Below are 16,627 nucleotides of genomic sequence, written 5' to 3'. Positions count from 1 at the left end.
ATGAGCGTTCTGATCGGCCAATTCTGGCACTGAGTTGCGTTTTTCCAACTTGGATTCGGCGCGCTTGTGAATGCGTCACTTTGTCTCAAGTAGCCCTCTCCCCAACCCGCTCCCACTCGCGTGGGAGAGGGGGCAGTTCGTAGGGCGCAATCAACGCAGCGCATTGCGCCGCACGGCTACATCAATAGCGGTAATGCTCCGGCTTGTACGGGCCTTCGACATCGACACCGAGGTAAGCTGCTTGGTCGGCCGTCAGCTTGGTCAGCTTCACGCCGATCTTTTCCAGATGCAAACGCGCGACTTCCTCGTCCAGCTTCTTCGGCAGGCGGTAAACCGTCTTCTCGTACGTGTCCTTGTTCGCCCACAAGTCAATCTGAGCGAGCGTCTGGTTCGAGAACGAGTTCGACATCACGAAGCTCGGGTGGCCGGTCGCACAACCGAGGTTCACGAGGCGGCCTTCGGCGAGCAGGAACATTTCGCGGCCATTCGGCAGCTTGTACTTGTCGACTTGCGGCTTGATGTTGATCTTGGTCGCGCCCGAGGTGTTCAGGCGATCAACCTGGATCTCGTTATCGAAGTGGCCGATGTTGCAAACGATGGCCTGATCTTTCATGCCCAGCATGTGGTCGTACGTGATGACGTCCTTGTTGCCAGTCGTGGTCACGTAGATGTCGGCGATGCCGAGTGTCGACTCAACCGTATCCACTTGGAAGCCTTCCATCGCGGCCTGCAGGGCGTTGATCGGATCGATCTCGGTAACGATCACGCGGCAGCCATACGCACGCAGCGAGTGCGCCGAGCCCTTACCCACGTCACCATATCCGCAGACCACAGCGACCTTGCCAGCAAGCATCACGTCCATCGCGCGCTTCAGGCCATCGGCCAGCGATTCGCGGCAGCCGTAAAGATTGTCGAACTTCGACTTGGTGACTGAGTCATTAACGTTGATGGCCGGAACCAGCAGCTTGCCAGCTTCCATCATCTGATACAGACGGTGCACGCCGGTGGTGGTTTCTTCCGAAACACCGCGCCAGTCCTTGACCACGTTGGTCCAGAAGCCAGGCCGCTCTTTGGCGACGCGCTTCAGCAGGTTCTTGATGATCTGCTCTTCGTGCGAACCGCTCGGGGTGTTGACCCAGTCCGAGCCCTGTTCCAGCTCATAGCCCTTGTGGATCAAGAGGGTGACGTCGCCACCATCGTCGACGACCAGTTCCGGACCCTTGCCACCCGCATGCGTGACGGCGTCCAGCGTGCAGTCCCAATACTCTTCAAGCGTCTCGCCCTTCCATGCAAACACCGGCACCTTCGCAGCGGCAATCGCAGCAGCAGCGTGATCCTGCGTCGAGAAGATGTTGCAGGACGCCCAGCGCACCGAAGCGCCGAGGTCGACCAGCGTTTCGATCAGCACGGCGGTTTGAATGGTCATGTGCAGAGAGCCCGTCACGCGCACGCCCTTCAGCGGCTTCGTGGCGGCGTATTTCTTGCGGATCGACATCAGACCCGGCATTTCGTGCTCGGCGATTTCGATTTCCTTGCGGCCCCAGTCGGCCAACTTCATGTCATGGACTTTGAAATCGGAAAACGGCAAAGATTGAACAGCTGCGTTCATGGTTCAGCTCCATTAGGTTGCTGCGGGCGCCGTTTGACGAAATTCCCGCCGAGCCTGATTCCAATCCTTGCGACCGGACTTGCAGCGCCCCTCGGCGGAGGGAGACCGCTATTCTAACCGGAAGTCGTAAGCCATGCTGAATCAGCGCTGTCGAGGCGCCCTTCGCGTACTCGTGAATGCGCTGGCGACCATCATCAACATCGCCATCACAAGCGCTGCACTTGGCGACACGGGCACGGGTCGCGTGTCCATACCCAGCCGAATTCGGGCTTGCGTCTGACTCGGCGCGAACACCAAGTTGCCGTTGCCTGAATCGGCATAATCATTGAGAAAATAGAGCGCTGCGCTGAAGTGGGTGGACCAAGTGGTCGCGGAATTGGGAACGACCCGAACGTGGCAACTGCTGCTGGCGCCAGGGGAGGTGGATGCGGTTAAGAAACCGTAGGACCTGTAGTTTTGACCGGTAACATTGAGGCACAGTTCGCCGTCGCTGAGCGCGCAGCCGCCTGGAATGCTCGTGTCGAGATGGAATGGCGGGGTGCTGAAGAGACTGCCTTCAAACTCCTGGCAGTCGGTCGTCACCACGCGTGCCGGTAGGGATTGCAAGCTCAAGTTGTGAACAGTCAAATCGAGCACGTAAGAGCCGTCTGGCGCTGCGGGCTGAACCGGACGGCCGACTGTAATGCGAGTTGGCACCATGGTGCCGAAGTTCAAGTCATAAGGCTCACACGTACTGAAATAGCGAACATCGCTGACACACGCCGAGAGACCGAGACTCTTCGTTGAATCTGGGTGCCGATACACGGAGAACCCACACCGACGGCTCTGGCCCGCGTGCAATGGCCCGAAATCAACGCGGAGCCCAAACTGCTGCGAAATTGGCGTTACATTCAACGTCGCGCATCGCGAGTCGAGACTCGAAAACGTGTACTCCCGACCGATATCGACGTTGGCGACAAAGGCGTTCTGGCGCCAATACGCTCGAGCCTCGAACTGCTGCGTGGAATCGCCGTCGTTGGTCGCCGTGATCTCGAACTGCTGGGCTTGGCCCGGCAATACGTCGATCTGCATCGGGGCCGGGGACGCAGCGGCTGCGCTGGCAGCCGCTGCGAACACCCACATCACGCGCGCTCTTGGCAAAGCGATCATGCCGGTCGCACACCGTCGCTGAATCCATTGAACGACCAGATGACCATAGGATCGCTCGTGCACCAGCACGTCACCTTGCCCGCTTAGACGAATGCGAGGCAGATGAATCGACTGCAGTCCGCAAGCGCCGTTGCGACCAACCCGCAAGCATCATCATCAGGATCGCAAGCAACCCCATTGCACCGGCGCTGATCGGCACGGAATGGCTTTCCGGCGCGCCCATGGTGGTCTGGTCACTGGCGATGTCCGGATCGAATGCCAGCCCGCCATCGGCCAGACCAACCCGGTCGTCCCGGAAGTACATCGGCGTCACGTACGGACCCAGGTTGTACCAACTGGGCGGCGGGTCCGGGCGTGGGACCAGCTTGATCAGGCAGGAGTTGGTTCCTTGCGCTGGAATTGGTCCGAGTTCAAAGCCCACCGCATCAAAATTCTGACCGGTAAAGTTCAGGCAGATTTCGCCCAACGCCGTGGGGCAACTGCCAGGGAAATCGGTGTCGATCAAATAGGGCGTTGTGTCAAAAATGCCCCCAGAAAACTCACGACAGGCCGTCGTCGCAATGCGGCTGCTGATGGCATGTGCACTAGGGTTAGTGGCACTCAGTCGAAACAGCGTGGCACTGGAACCCGGTGCTGCGGGACCGACCCGCTCTACGCGAAGCGCCGTGTCAGGCAGGTTGCCGATGTTGAGTTGGTGCCGATAGCAATCGACCCAATCGATCTCAAAGCTACACAGCCGAAAGCCCAGATCGTCGCGACTGTTGGCGGTGCGATCGATTCGGTAGCTGCAGGTGCGCGCTTCGCCAACGTTGAGGCTGCTAATCGGCAGTTTCAGCAGCATCTGTGAGTACACGAGTTGCGAACTCGCCGCGCCGCAGCCAGAGCTCAGACTCGTCCAGACGTACTGATCGAACGACGATACATTGTAGCGGCGCTCTTGCAGCGTGAAGTCAACCGCGCCTGCGCTGTCGCCTACGTTTCGGACGCGGAACGTCCAGACGCCATTGCCGCCAGGCGGTACGACGAGATTGCTGATTCCGGTTGGTGATTCGAGCGATAGGCGCACGGCCGCTATCGGCGCGCAGGACACCACAATCAGTGCGCAGAACACGGAACACTTCCACCAACATTTACTGGTAAACCCCAACATGTCGTCCCTCCTTGGGTTGGCTCGACGGTGCGGCATGTCAGCCGCAAACAAGTGTCGTGTTGCGGAAATCGCTCGAACAAATCTTCTGCGCCGATCGAACCAATGCGGCGCAACTCGTCGTCGCCGTAGATTCCTCTACGACGCCTCCTCGCGCTTTGCCTTGACTCGAAATGCTCCCAAGTGTTCTTCACGCTTACTTCGGAATACGCCACTAGCACAACGACGCGGCGCCGAGCGCTTGCCCCCAATGCCGATTAGGGTCGCAACGATCGGCATGATCGATCTGCGCAGATTTGAAACGCAAAGCTTGACCACAAGCCGCGTGCCCACCATCCTGAGTGCGATCATTGGATGCATGCGCACGACCGGAGGTTCTCCTGGTGTCGGCGCGATAGCGGAGCAATCACCATGTTGAAGAAAAGTTTGCTGGCAGCAGCATTGGGTGCGGCAATTTTGATGGCTGGCGCGAGCTGGTCGGAGAATCCGTTTGATGCCTTGAAAGCGCGTGCGGAGGCGGGCGAGGTGTTGGCGCAGCGCGAGCTGGGCTTGCGTTATCTGGAACCATCGCTTGGTCACACGGATCCGCGCCAGGGCGCGCTCTGGTTGGCCGAAGCGGCGCGCGGTGGCGATGCCGAAGCCGCGTTTCAACTAGGGCAATATTACGGCCGCCAAGTCGGAACGGGTCGATCGCTCAACTTGCAAGCGCGCCAGAAGCAAGCCCAATACCTGAAGCAAGCAACGCTCGCCGGGCATGCGGCAGCGACCACTGCGCTGGCCGACTTATTGCTGGAACGCGCCATGGATCCCGATGTTCCCGATGCCAAGCGCCAGCGGGCGACGGCTGACGCCGACGCATTGCTTCGGCACGCAGCCGATCATGGATACGTGCCAGCCATGCGCGTATTGGCCGAGCGCTTGGCAACAGGGCGGGGTCTGGCTGCCGATCCGATCGAGGCACTGCGCTATCTGCAAAATGCAGCGTCGGCGAATGACGCGATGGCGCAGTATCAACTCTCATTGCATTATCGCGATCAGGCCAATAGTGACTTCTCTGAATCGCGCGCCCGAGTGTGGTTGCAAAAAGCAGCCGAGGCGCACCATCCCGAAGCGGTCAGCGCACTGACGCTGCAACACCTGGAGACGGCCGAGCAAACCGGCAAGCCCGAACTCGCAACGCCCTGGGTCGCTTTGGCGGAGCAGCTGGCATTGCGCGATGCCGCGGTCTACCGAAGTCGCTTAGATCGTTTGCAGACCGAGCTGGAATCGACTCTGACCCGCGTTGATCGCGACTGGGTTGATGCGGCGCCAATGCCCGCGCTCGCAGACACGGAAGCCAGTTCGGACGTCCCAACCAGCGCGTCAGCTGGTCTGGATGCCAGTTTGTTGACCGACCCCGTGCTCGCGCGTTTCTCAGAGCAGATCGATGCGCTCGAACAGCGCTTGAATGCGATGAGTGTGGAGGCCGAGAGCCTCACGCAGCAACTGCATGACAAGGATCAGCAGATTGCCGCATTGACGAGCGAACGCGATGCGGCCGTGGCGGCCAAGCAGACAGCCGAGCAACAGCTCATGGCGTTGCAAGCGACGACTGGCGCCGCACCACGTATTGCAGCGGCAGCCGACACAAGCCAAGAGCAGATGGCAAGCCCGCCACAGTTGCCATCGTCAACGACCGCGCAAGAAACGCGCGCCGACGCCACGACGGTTGCGGCTTACCAGCAAGGGCTGACGCTGCTCCGTCAGAATCAGTATGAGCAAGCCCGCCGTGCGTTTGAACGCGCCGCGCGAAGTGGTCATCCCGGGGCCCTGAACAACTTGGGCTTGATGCAAGTGCGCGGATTGGGCGGCAAGGCGGACGTCGCTGCCGGTATGGCCAGTCTGGTGCGCGCGGCGAATGCTGGCAGCGTGGGCGCCGCAGAGAGCCTTGCGGCCATGTACGACTACGGCATTGGGATTCGCCTGGATCGTGCGTTGGCGATCGAGTACTACCGGATGGCAGCGGCGCGCGGTAGCGACAAGGCAGCGGCAGGGTTGCAGCGCCTGGGGATCGACACGCGGCAAGTGAGCGCACGCTGATTGGCGACGGCGGTCCGAGCCAGTTTGCGCTGAATCGTCGTACATCGATCGAGTCGGCGAGACATCGGGCGCCGTGCATCACGACCATTGTGCGCGGGCGTCGCCAGCGTTCTGCTCACCCCAGCAATCGGGCTAACGAGGCCAGTGCCAGCGCCTTCCCGATGCCGCGTGCACCAGGTCGGAGCGAGCGCAGACCGTAAATGGCAACGAGGGGTCCGTCGGTGATTTACAGTGCGACACATAGCGCACCCAAATGACCAAAATTCGGCACGAAAAACGCGGGAATGGCGGCGCGCCGAATCCATAGGCTCTCGGCATGAATGATCCGACGCCCAACTCAATCTTTGCCCGTTGCAGAAGGCTTTGGAGCCTTCGCGAGGCGGCGTGGTTGCACCAAGAGGCGATTCGCCATCAAGCGCGCGGCAAGGGGAGGTCACTACCAGTCTTCCGGATCGCGCCAGCACGACGCGCAGCGGTGCGCCGGTTGCCGCCGGACCCCGAGCTCGGTACGGCATGAACAGGCACGACTTCGACGACCCGTTCCGGCCGATGCATGAAGCCTGGCGTGTGTCCGGTTGGTTGGCGCTGGCCGTGGGGCTTTGGACCTTGACGCGGGACATTCCAATCGACTGCTGGCAGCGCTGGTTGCCGATTCTGGCGTGGGCGCTTGCGATACGGGACTTGCCCGCGTGCTACCGCTTGCGTCGGCAGCAACGGCTGCTCAATGGGCAGGCGCTGCGCTTTCATGATCTCGCAGCGTTGCAAGGCGCGATGCGCCAACGTCCGGATGCGATCTGGCTCGGGCACGGCTATGTGTGGGCGCAAGCCACGGCACAACGCGCCGCGACGTGGCTCGATCATTGGCAAGGGCAATCGCCCCAGGCCCCGCAGCACAAGGGCCTGCCCTGGCTTCATGGCCTGGCGGGTATTGAGCGCCCGGTCTATCTCCCGCTCAGCTTCGCGCGTGGGCATACGCTTGTGGTGGGGACCACCGGCGCGGGCAAAACGCGTCTCCTCGACAATCTGATTGCGCAGGCGATCCTGCGCGATGAGGCGGTCATCATCATCGATCCGAAAGGCGATCATGAGTTGGCGCAGATTGCGGAGCGGGTCTGCGCCATGCGGGGAGAGGCTGATCGCTACCGACCGTTCTTGCGCGCGCATCCGGAACGAAGCATCTGCTTGGATCCACTACATCATTTCAGCGACGCGGCGCAGTTGGCATCGCGGGTGGCAGGATTGATCCAGAACGACGGTGGCTCCGACGTCTTTGTCAGCTTCGCGCAGAAGACGTTGATGATCATCATCGAGGCGATGCTGCTGCTCGAACAGCGCCCCACGCTCAGCCAGTTGCTGCGGTACGTGGATGGCGGGGTCGAACCCTTGTTGCACGAGCTGCTGAATCACCTGACAGGTCAATTCGCGCCTGCTTCAGACGCCGATTCAGTCCCGGAGCTGTTACCACCGCCGGGCCAGCGCGAGGCGGTCGGTCACGGGAAAACCCAAAAGCCCAATCCAAACCTGCTGCGCTTTCGGGCGTTGCAGCCGGTGCTCCCGGCGCGCCATCGTCAGGCTGTGGAAGCCTTGCTCGCCCACACCGAACACGATCCGCAGCACGCCCGCAAGCTGTTGGCCAGTCTGAGCCCGTTACTGCATCAGCTGTGTACGCCAGATTTGGCCAGACTGATCTCGCCCGACGCGAACACTGATGGGAAACCTGTGCACGATTTCGCGACTCTGATTCAGGCCCGAAAAGTCGTGTACGTCGGCTTGGACAGCTTGTCTGACCCAATCGTCGCTTCGGCCCTTGGCAGTCTGCTGATGGCCGATCTCAGCGCCTTGGCTGGCAACATCTACCAACATGGCAAAGCCGACGTTCCGATCAGCTGCTACATCGATGAAGCGTCCGAATGCGTGCATGAGGCCACCATTGCGCTGCTGAACAAGGGACGCGGTGCCGGGTTCGCGCTGACCTTGCTGACCCAGACCTTTGCGGACTTCGTCGTTGCTACGGGCAGCGACGCCAAGGCCAAGCAAGTCTTGGCCAATACCAACAACCTGATCTGCCTGCGCGTTCAGGACACCGACACCCAGCGCTATGTCGCCGACAAAGTGCCCACCGCCCCGATCCGGCGGATCGAGTGGAGCCAGTCCAGCGGCGCCATGCAAGACACCAGCTTGGCCTATGCGACCAGCGCTGCCGAGAGCCTGAGTACCGAAGTGGAAAGCTTGCTGCCACCTGCCTTGCTTGGCGGATTGCCCGACCTGGAAGGGTTCGCCCAATTGGCCGGCGGCGAGGTCTACAAATTCATATTCCCTATTTTGCGGACGGAGCCGAGACATGGAACCACGTCATGAATATCGTCCCATTCCCCGTGTACCATTCCGGTATGGCATCGAGCGACCGACAACGCGAACGACAGCAGCAGCGGGTCCGACAGGCCGAGCGCCTGCTCGGCGAGGTGTTGCGCGCGACCGAGTCGCAGCGGCTCGCCAACAGTGTTTGGCTCACGTGGCCGCTCGCCAAGACGGTGTTATCAGCAATCGCCTGGTTCCTGACCGACAAAATTGTCCATCCGTCGGGCTACTCGCTGCTCAGCCTGTGCGTGGTCAAGGCGTTCCGGCGTTACGAACAACGGCGGTTGCAGCTCGGCACGGCCGACGACATCCGCGTGCTGGTCGCGTTCCTGACAGGTGCATTCGAGGCGCTGCCGGCGGTCATCGAAGTCCAGGTGCGCGATGGCATCCATGACTGGGACCCCTTGCAAGGCCAGCCTTTGGGCGAATGGCTCGAAGTGCATCCGAACGCGAGCTTCGAATTGGTCGAACCGCAAGGTGAGGCGGCCGATCGGAGTCCCGAGGCACTCCGCCTGCTCTGGCTTGGTCAGCTGCTTCCGGCCGACGATCTCGGTGCTATCTCGAGTCACTTATCGAGCATTTGCAGCGGCAACCCCTCCGAGCGCTAAGCCGCGCTGCCGCCGTGGTCGCGGCGATGAGGTGGCGTCGTGACCCAGCTCGATTGGCTGCGTGCGTGGGTCAGCCTGCTGCTTGTTGCGCTCTGCCTGATCCTGTTGGTCGCGCCCGGGATTCTGGCGCAGTCAACCGTGTCGGTCAGGACCGAACTGGTTCGACTCTTGCCCGAACCGCACGCCGACGTCGTCACGAGTCAGGCCGCCGACTGGGCCCAGCGCGTGATGCCATCCGACCCGGTCGGTTCGCACCCGGCTGGCAGTCTTGGCGATTTGCAGCAGCATCTTTCGCAATGGTCCTACTTGGTGCGTCTGCGTGCCGCCATGTTGTGGTTCATTGCGCCGTGGTTCATGGTGATTGGTACGGCAGCGTTGCTCGATGGTTGGATCGCGAGGCGCATCCGCCAGGCCACGTTTCGGCCCAGCAACGCGTTGTTGCACCGCTTGGCGTTGATCAGCCTGAAAGCCGCCTTTCTCGGTTTGCTGAGCTACGTGCTGATGCCACTACCATGGCCCTCGCAATTGTTGCCGTGTCTACTCTTCGGAATGCTCCTGGCGTTGCGCGTCCTGCTCGCCGAGACCCAAAAGCGACTGTGATCGTGCGGCGGCGCCGAACCTGCGAAAAACCAGGGTGATTGCACGGGAGACTGGCACGCGCCGCTGTCTACGATGACCCCATCGCAATCCTCGCGACGATGGAGTCCCCGATGAGTGACCACCGCATTCCCACTTTAGTTGACGTGCCAACGCAGTTCCTCTTTCTGCGCGCCGACGAAGCCGCGCCAGCGCTGTGCCTGATCGGCGCTGGCATTGCATTCAATTTCCTGATCATGAGTCTTGTGGCCGCGATTGCGCTCGTGCTGCTAACCCGCAAGTACCGCAATGCCAGACCAGACGGCTATCTGCTGCATATGCTGTGGTGGTACGGCTTTGGCGGCGGCCGTGGTCGGTTTGCGCGCCGCAGCTTTGTGCGTGCGATCTTCCCAGCCTGAGGCGACCATGCGTACTGATCTGTTCCTCGCCCAAGCAAAACAGAATTTGAAAGAAGCCACGTGGCGCCAGATGGCGTTGCTGATCTCACTCGGCTTGAATCTGCTCCTCGGTGTCGCGGCATGGCAGCGCGAGATCGTCATCCATCTGCCACCCGCCGCTAGCAGCGAGGCGATGGTGATTGCCGAGCGCAGCACGAATCAGGAAACCAAAATTGCTCATGGCCTGTATCTGGCTGGACTTCTTGGCAACGTGGCGCCCAACAACGCTGCGTTCATCGAGCAGAGCGTGGGGCGCTTTGTGACGCCGCGCGCCTTCAAGACGTATCTGGGCGCGATCCAGCAGCAAGTTAGCAAAATCCGCGACGAGCAACTCAGCACGCACTTTCAGGCCACCGAGGCGAGCTATGACCCGGAGACCGACCAAGTCAGCGTCTCCGGCCTGCTGACCACGCGTGGTGTGACCGAGATCGAGCAGCGCGACTACCGCACGTTCCTGTTCCGCTTTGTGACGCGCGATCACCAGACCTTGCTCGACGAACTGCGGATCGTCGATGAGCAGACGCGGCTCGCGGCTGCCCCCAACGCTTGAGGACACCATGTTGCATCGACTCATGATGATTAGCGCGATGACCCTAGTGGGCCAAGTCACCGCGCAAACGCTACCGGGGTTACCCATCGCGCCCGTGGCTAACCCAACGGCGACGGTGCCCATGCAGTCACCGGCCGAAGAGCTGAGCCTGGCGGATCTCGATCGCCTGGTCGCCGCCGAGCGCGAGCGCTTAGCGAGCATGCCAGCGTCGGGTCACACGCCGACCAATGGGCAGCCGACTCCCGTTCCTGACTTGCCGCCGCCGGAACTCGACGTCAGCGTCGGCAAGACGGTCAGCATTGGCCTTGGTGTGCAGCAAGTCAGCCGCATTCAATCGCCGTTTGCGGATCTGCGAATCCAACATCAGAGCACGGCCAGCATCAAAAAGCAGGGCAGTGTCGTCTACATCAGCCCGGCGGATACGACGCCGTTTGTCATCTACCTGGAAGACCGTCACGACTCGAATCGAACCGTCGGCCTGCTGGTGCGCCCGCATGCAGCATTGCCACCGGTGCAAGTGCGCTTGAATCTGGCCGGCGCCAGTCTGGCGTCGCCGGTTATTGCGACCGAGCCCGTGAGCGCCGGGCATCAAGCGCGCATCCGGAGCGTGTTGCGAGCGATTGCGCTCGATGCGGCGCCGAGTGGTTTCAGTGCCGCGCCGATCAGTGACCTGGATCCACCGATCACGTGCCGGATTCCAGGGCTGCACATCGAGCGCCAGAACGCGTGGCATGGAAGCGACATGACGGTGCTGACTGCGCGTGCCGATAACGCATCCGCAGGCATCATTGTGATCGACGAGTCAGCGTGTGCCAATGCACAAGTCCTTGCGGTGGCCGCCTATCCGGACACGGAACTCTGGCCGGGAACCAGCACCACGTTAATGGTGGTCGTGCACGGCGAAGCGTCGGCTACGGCGGGTGCAGCAACGATCGGAGCGGCGGACCATGATTAAGGCCTTGCGGCGTCGCTTCACCGACGCCACTCCGGAGCGGAAACGCCTGATGATGATCGTCGGCGTGATCGGTGTCGCCGCGATCAGTGCGATTATCTTGGCGCCGGAAAAGCGAGTTCGGCCGGAAACCAAGCTGCCGCCGATCGACAACGTGCTGACATCGGCCGACCCAAAAGAGCTCGGCCTGTCGGCCATCGCGCGCGAGCTGGATTTGTTGAAGCGGCAGCTGGCAGACGCGAAGCAAACCAAAGGCGCGTCACCCAGTGCGGCGCCGATCGCGGCGCCCGATCCGGAGTTGCTGGCGCTGCGCGAAGAGCTCAGTCTGATGCGCGAGGAGCTCAAGGTGTTGCGCAAGCGGCCAACGACAATCAGTGCCGGTCAGGATCGTTCTATCACCCCCATTCCGGCGACGCAGAACGCGTCTTCGAACCTGCCATTGCCGCCGCCACCAGCGTTCCAGACGATTGAGGCCGATCTCGATCCTGCCGAACCGGCGCCAGCCGAAACCGAACGCGTGGCGTATCTGCCCGCTGGCACGCTGGTATCTGGCAAGTTGCTCTATGGCTTGGATGCGAGCACGGCGTCAGCGGCAATTCGCAATCCACAACCCGTGGTCATTCGCATCAAGCACGACGCGATCTTGCCCAACCGCGTTCGCTTTGATGTCCGCGAGTGCTTTCTGACTGCGGCCGGCTATGGCGAACTGTCGTCTGAACGCGTAATGCTGCGCGCCGAAAACTTGTCGTGCGTGCGCACGGACGGGCGGGTGCTGGACGTCAAATTGCAAGCGATCGCGGTGGGCGAGGATGGCAAGGTTGGCCTGCGTGGCCGGCTCGTCAGCAAGCAGGGTCGCGTCGTTGGGCTGGCGGCCTTGGCTGGTCTTGCCGAAGGCGCAAGCCAGGCGCTGGGGCGCAGCACCACGTATGTGACGCCGGGCGCCAACGGCGATGCGTTGAGCGCGGCGGGCGGCCGGGGCGTGTCGTCGTCGCTCGATCGCGTGGCCGAGTTCTATCTCGACAAAGCCGATCAACTGTCGCCCATTCTGGAGGTGGCGAGCAGTCGCGACGTGACCTTTGCGTTGGTGTCTGGCGTGCGCTTGAATCTCTTGGATGCGGATCGTCAATCGGGTGGCTGAGTCAGGCCCATCTGAATTGGCGTGCTGTTTCTGTCCGTGTGGCGCTAATGGGCGCATCAATCGTCGGTGATCACGCAACGTTCAAACCATGGTGCAGCGGAGCAAGTAGCCTTCACACAGGTCCTCTAGCACTCGCGCGGGAGTCCCGCTCCCTCTTGGTGCGCTTATTCGCGCATCAAACCGTCGGCGACGATACGGCATTTTCGCGACGGTGCATTGTCGCAAGTAGCCCTCTCCCCAGCCCTCTCCCACTCGCGTGGGAGAGGGAGCACTCCCTCCCCCGCGCGCGCGTGGGAGAGGGAGCGGGGAGGGGGTTACTTGCGCCCAGAATCGTCGCCACCCGCCATTTATTGGTTCGCAAAACGAATGGGCTACTGCGTGTTTGGTGCGCGAGTGAGTGCCTCGTTCTGAGAGACTGCTCGGAAGCAGCAGCTGTTTTCGAACGGCTTCGACTGATCATCCAATCCAATCGAGTTCGCAAAGACAATATCCAGGCGCATGACTGCGCCAATCGATTACGCCAGCAACGTCAGATTCGCTTTCGCGACCTGCAGCCACTTTGCGCCTTGCTCAGCAAAATTCACTTGCACGGTTGCATGCGGGCCCGTGCCCTGGAAGTTGATCACAATGCCCTCGCCGAACAGGCTGTGCTGGACCCGTTGACCAAGCTTGATCGTTGGCGTTTCGACCAAGTTGCCGCGCAGCAGCCCGCGTTCGGCCAGAAAGCCCTCGGCACTGCGGCCAAAGCTGCTCGGTCGACTGACCTGCACTTTTGGACGCACTTCCATCAGCACGTCCGGCGGCAGATCCGACAGGAAGCGCGATGGCCGATTGTAGTTTTCGACGCCGTGCCAGCGGCGGGATTCGGCGTAAGTCAGCGTCAGCTTTTCCTTCGCGCGGGTGATTCCAACGTATGCAAGGCGACGTTCCTCCTCCAGTCGGTCATCCTGCTCCAGCGATTTCTGTGACGGGAACAAGCCGTCCTCCCAGCCGACGAGGAACACCAGCGGGAACTCCAATCCCTTTGCCGAGTGCAAGGTCATCAACTGCACGCAGTCTTCCCAGGCCTCGCCCTCTGCAGCGCCCGATTCGAGTGTGGCATAGGCTAGAAACGCCGCGACTTCGCTCATGCCCGACTCGATGTCTTCGGGGCTGCGCACAAAGCGGCGGGCGACGTTGATCAGTTCGTCCAGGTTCTCCAGCCGCGATTCAGCCTGTTCCTTGCCTTCCTGCTCGTAGTAGGCGCGCAGACCGGCGGCTTCGATCGACCGGATGATCCGCTCGCCGAGATCAAACTCCGATTCCGGTGGCTGGATCCGTTCGATCAATTCACTGAAGCCGCGCAGCGCACTCTTGGCTCGCGCGGGCAGCGGCCCGCCCTCGAATTCGCGCTGCATGGCGGCCCACATTGAGATGTTCTCGGTACGCGCACGGCTGCGCAGCGCTTCCAGCGTCTTGTCGCCAATGCCGCGTGGTGGCGTGTTCACGGCGCGCTCGAACGACGCATCGTCCGTGCGCAGAAACGACAACCGCAAGTACGCCATTGCATCCTTGATTTCGGCGCGCTCGAAGAACCGCAGACCACCATAGACGCGATACGGAATCTGCGCGATGACCAGCGCCTCTTCAAACACCCGTGACTGCGCGTTCGAACGATACAGGATCGCGCAGTCGGAGCGCCGCTTGTCCTGCTTGACGGCCGCCTTGATCCGTTCGATCACGAAGCGCGCCTCGTCCTGCTCATTGAACGCCGCATACAGATCGATCGACTCGCCCTTGCCAGCGGCGGTCCACAGCGTCTTGCCCACGCGCCCCTGGTTCTTGGCGATGACGGCATTCGCCGCATTCAGAATGTTGCCGCTGGAGCGGTAGTTCTGTTCGAGGCGCAAGGTCGTTGCGCCGGGGAAATCGCGCAGAAACTGGCGGACGTTCTCGACCTTTGCACCGCGCCAGCCGTAGATCGCCTGATCATCATCACCGACCACGAACACTTGCGCGGTAGTGCCCGCCAGCAAACGAATCCACGCGTACTGCAGCGTGTTCGTGTCCTGGAACTCGTCGATCAACAAATAGCGGAAGCGCTCACGATAGTGATTCAGCAGGTGATCGTCATTGAGCCAAAGCTCGTGTGCGCGAAGCAGCAACTCGGCGAAGTCAATCAAGCCGGAGCGCTGGCAGTGCTGTTCGTACGTCTGATAGATCTCGACGAACGTGCGCGTGGAGGGGTGGTAGTCGATGTTGATCGCGTCCGGGCGCTTGCCCTCATCCTTCATCGCGTTGATAAAGCCAGCGGCCTGGCGCGCCGGCCACTTCGAGTCGTCCAGGCCCATTCCCTGAATGACGCGCTTCAAGAGGCGTACTTGATCGTCGGCATCGAGGATCTGAAATGTCTCTGGCAGCTTTGCCTCGCGATAGTGCTGGCGCAGCAATCGATGCGCGATGCCATGAAACGTGCCGATCCACAATCCCCGCGTGCCGCGCGGCATCAGGCCCTCGGCGCGATGGCGCATCTCGCCAGCGGCCTTGTTGGTGAACGTCACCGCGAGAATCGACCAGGGCGAGCGATCTTCAACTTCAGTCAGCCAAGCAATCCGGTGCGTCAGCACGCGTGTCTTGCCAGAGCCAGCACCCGCCAGCACGAGATAGTGGCCCGTACCCGCCGTGACGGCCTGGCGCTGCGCCTCGTTCAGCGGATCGATCAGGTAACTGATATCCAAGACGGTATCTCTCAGCGGAGCGCTTGTTCCAGATCGGCGATCAGGTCGTCTGCATGCTCCAAGCCGACCGAAAGTCGGAGCAGACCAGGCGGCGACTTCGGTGGCGACAGCTCGGTGGATTCACGGTGCTCGATCAGGGATTCGACGCCGCCGAGCGACGTCGCGTTGACGAACAGCTTGACCTTGCTCGCGACGTCCAATGCCTGCTCGCGGCTTGGCATCTCGAACGACACCATGCCGCCAAAACCATTCATCTGCTTGGCCGCAACGGCATGTTGCGGATGCGAGGCCAAACCCGGGTAGTGCACCACCGCCACCTTGGGATGCTGTGCGAGGAACGCGGCGACCTTGCCGGCATTCTCGACATGCCGCGCAACCCGCACATGCAACGTGCGCAGACCGCGGAGGCACAGCCATGCGTTGAATGGTGCGAGATGCGCGCCATGCAGATGCCGATGATGCTCGGTCCGCTTGGCGAATTCATCGTTGGCCGCGAAGACGAGCGCGCCACCCATCACATCAGAATGGCCGCCAACGTACTTGGTCAACGAATGCATGACCACATTGGCGCCGAGCCTCAGCGGCTGCTGCACGATCGGTGATGCGAAGGTGTTGTCCACAGCGACCAGGATGCCCAGCGCCCGGGCGCGGGCTGCCAACGCGGCGATATCGCTGACCATCAGCCGTGGGTTGGATGGCGTTTCGAGCCACAGCAGGCGCGTGTTCGTGTCCAACAGTTCGAGGCAACCCTCGGTGTTGAAGCAATCGGTCTCGACCACCTCAAACCCGCGCTCGACCAAGAACTCGCGCGCCATGATCCGCGTGCCGTTGTACACGTCACGAGGCAGAATGACCTTGCCTGGACCGCGTAGCGCCGCAAACGCTGCCGCGATTGCCGCCATGCCAGAACTGAATGCCACCGCAGTGCTGCCGCCTTCGGCGACCGTCAACGCCTGCTCCAAGTCCTGTGTGTTCGCGTGGCCTTCACGCTGATACTCGAAGCCGCCGGGCAGCCGCTCGGCCGCAGGTCCGTGTCGAAAGGTGGTGCTCAGGCGGATGGAATCGGCAACTTCGCCGGTTTGCGCATCAAAGCGCACACCGGCATGGATCAAATGCGTATCGCGGTGCATCGCGGCAGCCTCTGGCAAGTGGTTGAATGTGCCACGTGCGCGGCCGTCCAAGACGACAGGCGAGAGGCGAAGCCTCCATTATCGCGCCAACACCCCGCGTCGGATAGCGCCACTGCGGCCAGTTTGCAGGCGGGATGGCGCCATTGCCTCACGACT

13 protein-coding genes and 1 riboswitch are annotated in these 16,627 nt (G+C 61.7%); of the genes, 8 read left to right on the top strand and 5 right to left on the bottom strand.

Annotation, left to right across the window (positions count from 1 at the left end):
- Nucleotides 1-181: 181 nt before the first annotated feature.
- The 3 genes from ahcY to C7S18_RS18850 form a co-directional block, all read right to left on the bottom strand.
- Entirely contained in the window at nt 182-1,609 is a 1,428-nt protein-coding gene (ahcY, locus tag C7S18_RS18860; RefSeq protein WP_106893019.1) for an adenosylhomocysteinase, read from the bottom strand.
- 17 nt (nt 1,610-1,626) lie between these two features.
- A riboswitch (S-adenosyl-L-homocysteine riboswitch) is annotated at nt 1,627-1,708 on the bottom strand.
- Nucleotides 1,709-1,750: 42 nt separating this feature from the next.
- Nucleotides 1,751-2,758, bottom strand: a complete 1,008-nt coding sequence (locus C7S18_RS18855; protein ID WP_146152005.1) for a hypothetical protein — start codon at nt 2,756-2,758, stop codon at nt 1,751-1,753.
- Nucleotides 2,759-2,828: 70 nt separating this feature from the next.
- Complete coding sequence (locus C7S18_RS18850; protein ID WP_146152004.1) at nt 2,829-3,908, bottom strand: hypothetical protein; 1,080 nt, start codon at nt 3,906-3,908, stop codon at nt 2,829-2,831.
- A 408-nt stretch (nt 3,909-4,316) separates the two neighbouring features.
- On the opposite strand from C7S18_RS18850, the gene C7S18_RS18845 reads away from it, so the two are divergent.
- From C7S18_RS18845 to C7S18_RS18810, 8 genes are all read left to right on the top strand, one after another.
- On the top strand, nt 4,317-5,984 hold the full coding sequence (locus C7S18_RS18845; protein WP_170113356.1) for a tetratricopeptide repeat protein: 1,668 nt from the start codon (nt 4,317-4,319) through the stop codon (nt 5,982-5,984).
- A 513-nt stretch (nt 5,985-6,497) separates the two neighbouring features.
- Nucleotides 6,498-8,342 carry a conjugative transfer system coupling protein TraD gene (traD, locus tag C7S18_RS18840; protein WP_106893015.1) on the top strand — a complete coding sequence of 615 codons (1,845 nt, stop codon included), beginning with the start codon at nt 6,498-6,500 and terminating at the stop codon, nt 8,340-8,342.
- Nucleotides 8,339-8,950: a hypothetical protein gene (locus C7S18_RS18835; protein ID WP_146152003.1), complete on the top strand. Its 612-nt coding sequence runs from the start codon at nt 8,339-8,341 to the stop codon at nt 8,948-8,950. The genes traD and C7S18_RS18835 overlap by 4 nt, the downstream gene beginning before the upstream one ends.
- Nucleotides 8,951-8,989: 39 nt before the next feature.
- A complete protein-coding gene (locus tag C7S18_RS18830) occupies nt 8,990-9,550 on the top strand; it encodes an IncC plasmid conjugative DNA transfer DtrJ family protein (RefSeq protein WP_106893013.1) in 561 nt (186 codons plus the stop codon).
- 110 nt (nt 9,551-9,660) lie between these two features.
- A complete protein-coding gene (traL, locus tag C7S18_RS18825) occupies nt 9,661-9,945 on the top strand; it encodes a type IV conjugative transfer system protein TraL (RefSeq protein WP_170113355.1) in 285 nt (94 codons plus the stop codon).
- 7 nt (nt 9,946-9,952) lie between these two features.
- Nucleotides 9,953-10,534, top strand: coding sequence for a TraE/TraK family type IV conjugative transfer system protein (locus C7S18_RS18820; RefSeq protein WP_170113354.1), 582 nt, complete (start codon nt 9,953-9,955; stop codon nt 10,532-10,534).
- 7 nt (nt 10,535-10,541) lie between these two features.
- Nucleotides 10,542-11,489 (top strand): TraK domain-containing protein, encoded by a 948-nt coding sequence (locus C7S18_RS18815; protein ID WP_170113353.1) that lies wholly within the window; start codon nt 10,542-10,544, stop codon nt 11,487-11,489.
- Entirely contained in the window at nt 11,482-12,624 is a 1,143-nt protein-coding gene (locus C7S18_RS18810) for a TraB/VirB10 family protein (protein ID WP_106893009.1), read from the top strand. The genes C7S18_RS18815 and C7S18_RS18810 overlap by 8 nt, the downstream gene beginning before the upstream one ends.
- 515 nt (nt 12,625-13,139) lie before the next feature.
- On the opposite strand, the gene uvrD is transcribed toward C7S18_RS18810, so the two are convergent.
- Nucleotides 13,140-15,341 (bottom strand): DNA helicase II, encoded by a 2,202-nt coding sequence (gene uvrD / locus C7S18_RS18805; RefSeq protein WP_106893008.1) that lies wholly within the window; start codon nt 15,339-15,341, stop codon nt 13,140-13,142.
- 11 nt (nt 15,342-15,352) lie between these two features.
- Complete coding sequence (locus C7S18_RS18800) at nt 15,353-16,471, bottom strand: trans-sulfuration enzyme family protein (protein ID WP_106893007.1); 1,119 nt, start codon at nt 16,469-16,471, stop codon at nt 15,353-15,355.
- Between the last annotated feature and the right edge of the window lie 156 nt (nt 16,472-16,627).

Source organism: Ahniella affigens (assembly GCF_003015185.1).
Taxonomy (GTDB): domain Bacteria; phylum Pseudomonadota; class Gammaproteobacteria; order Xanthomonadales; family Ahniellaceae; genus Ahniella; species Ahniella affigens.
Note: the sequence above shows the minus strand (reverse complement) of the source record. Positions and strands in the feature narration are given on the sequence as shown.

Bases quoted from the DNA above. Each gene is read 5' to 3' on its own strand.
- ahcY (WP_106893019.1), bottom strand. From the start codon at position 1,609: ATGAACGCAGCTGTTCAATCTTTGCCGTTTTCCGATTTCAAAGTCCAT.
- C7S18_RS18855 (WP_146152005.1), bottom strand. From the start codon at position 2,758: ATGATCGCTTTGCCAAGAGCGCGCGTGATGTGGGTGTTCGCAGCGGCT.
- C7S18_RS18850 (WP_146152004.1), bottom strand. From the start codon at position 3,908: ATGTTGGGGTTTACCAGTAAATGTTGGTGGAAGTGTTCCGTGTTCTGC.
- C7S18_RS18845 (WP_170113356.1), top strand. From the start codon at position 4,317: ATGTTGAAGAAAAGTTTGCTGGCAGCAGCATTGGGTGCGGCAATTTTG.
- traD (WP_106893015.1), top strand. From the start codon at position 6,498: ATGAACAGGCACGACTTCGACGACCCGTTCCGGCCGATGCATGAAGCC.
- C7S18_RS18835 (WP_146152003.1), top strand. From the start codon at position 8,339: ATGAATATCGTCCCATTCCCCGTGTACCATTCCGGTATGGCATCGAGC.
- traL (WP_170113355.1), top strand. From the start codon at position 9,661: ATGAGTGACCACCGCATTCCCACTTTAGTTGACGTGCCAACGCAGTTC.
- C7S18_RS18820 (WP_170113354.1), top strand. From the start codon at position 9,953: ATGCGTACTGATCTGTTCCTCGCCCAAGCAAAACAGAATTTGAAAGAA.
- C7S18_RS18815 (WP_170113353.1), top strand. From the start codon at position 10,542: ATGTTGCATCGACTCATGATGATTAGCGCGATGACCCTAGTGGGCCAA.
- C7S18_RS18810 (WP_106893009.1), top strand. From the start codon at position 11,482: ATGATTAAGGCCTTGCGGCGTCGCTTCACCGACGCCACTCCGGAGCGG.
- C7S18_RS18800 (WP_106893007.1), bottom strand. From the start codon at position 16,471: ATGCACCGCGATACGCATTTGATCCATGCCGGTGTGCGCTTTGATGCG.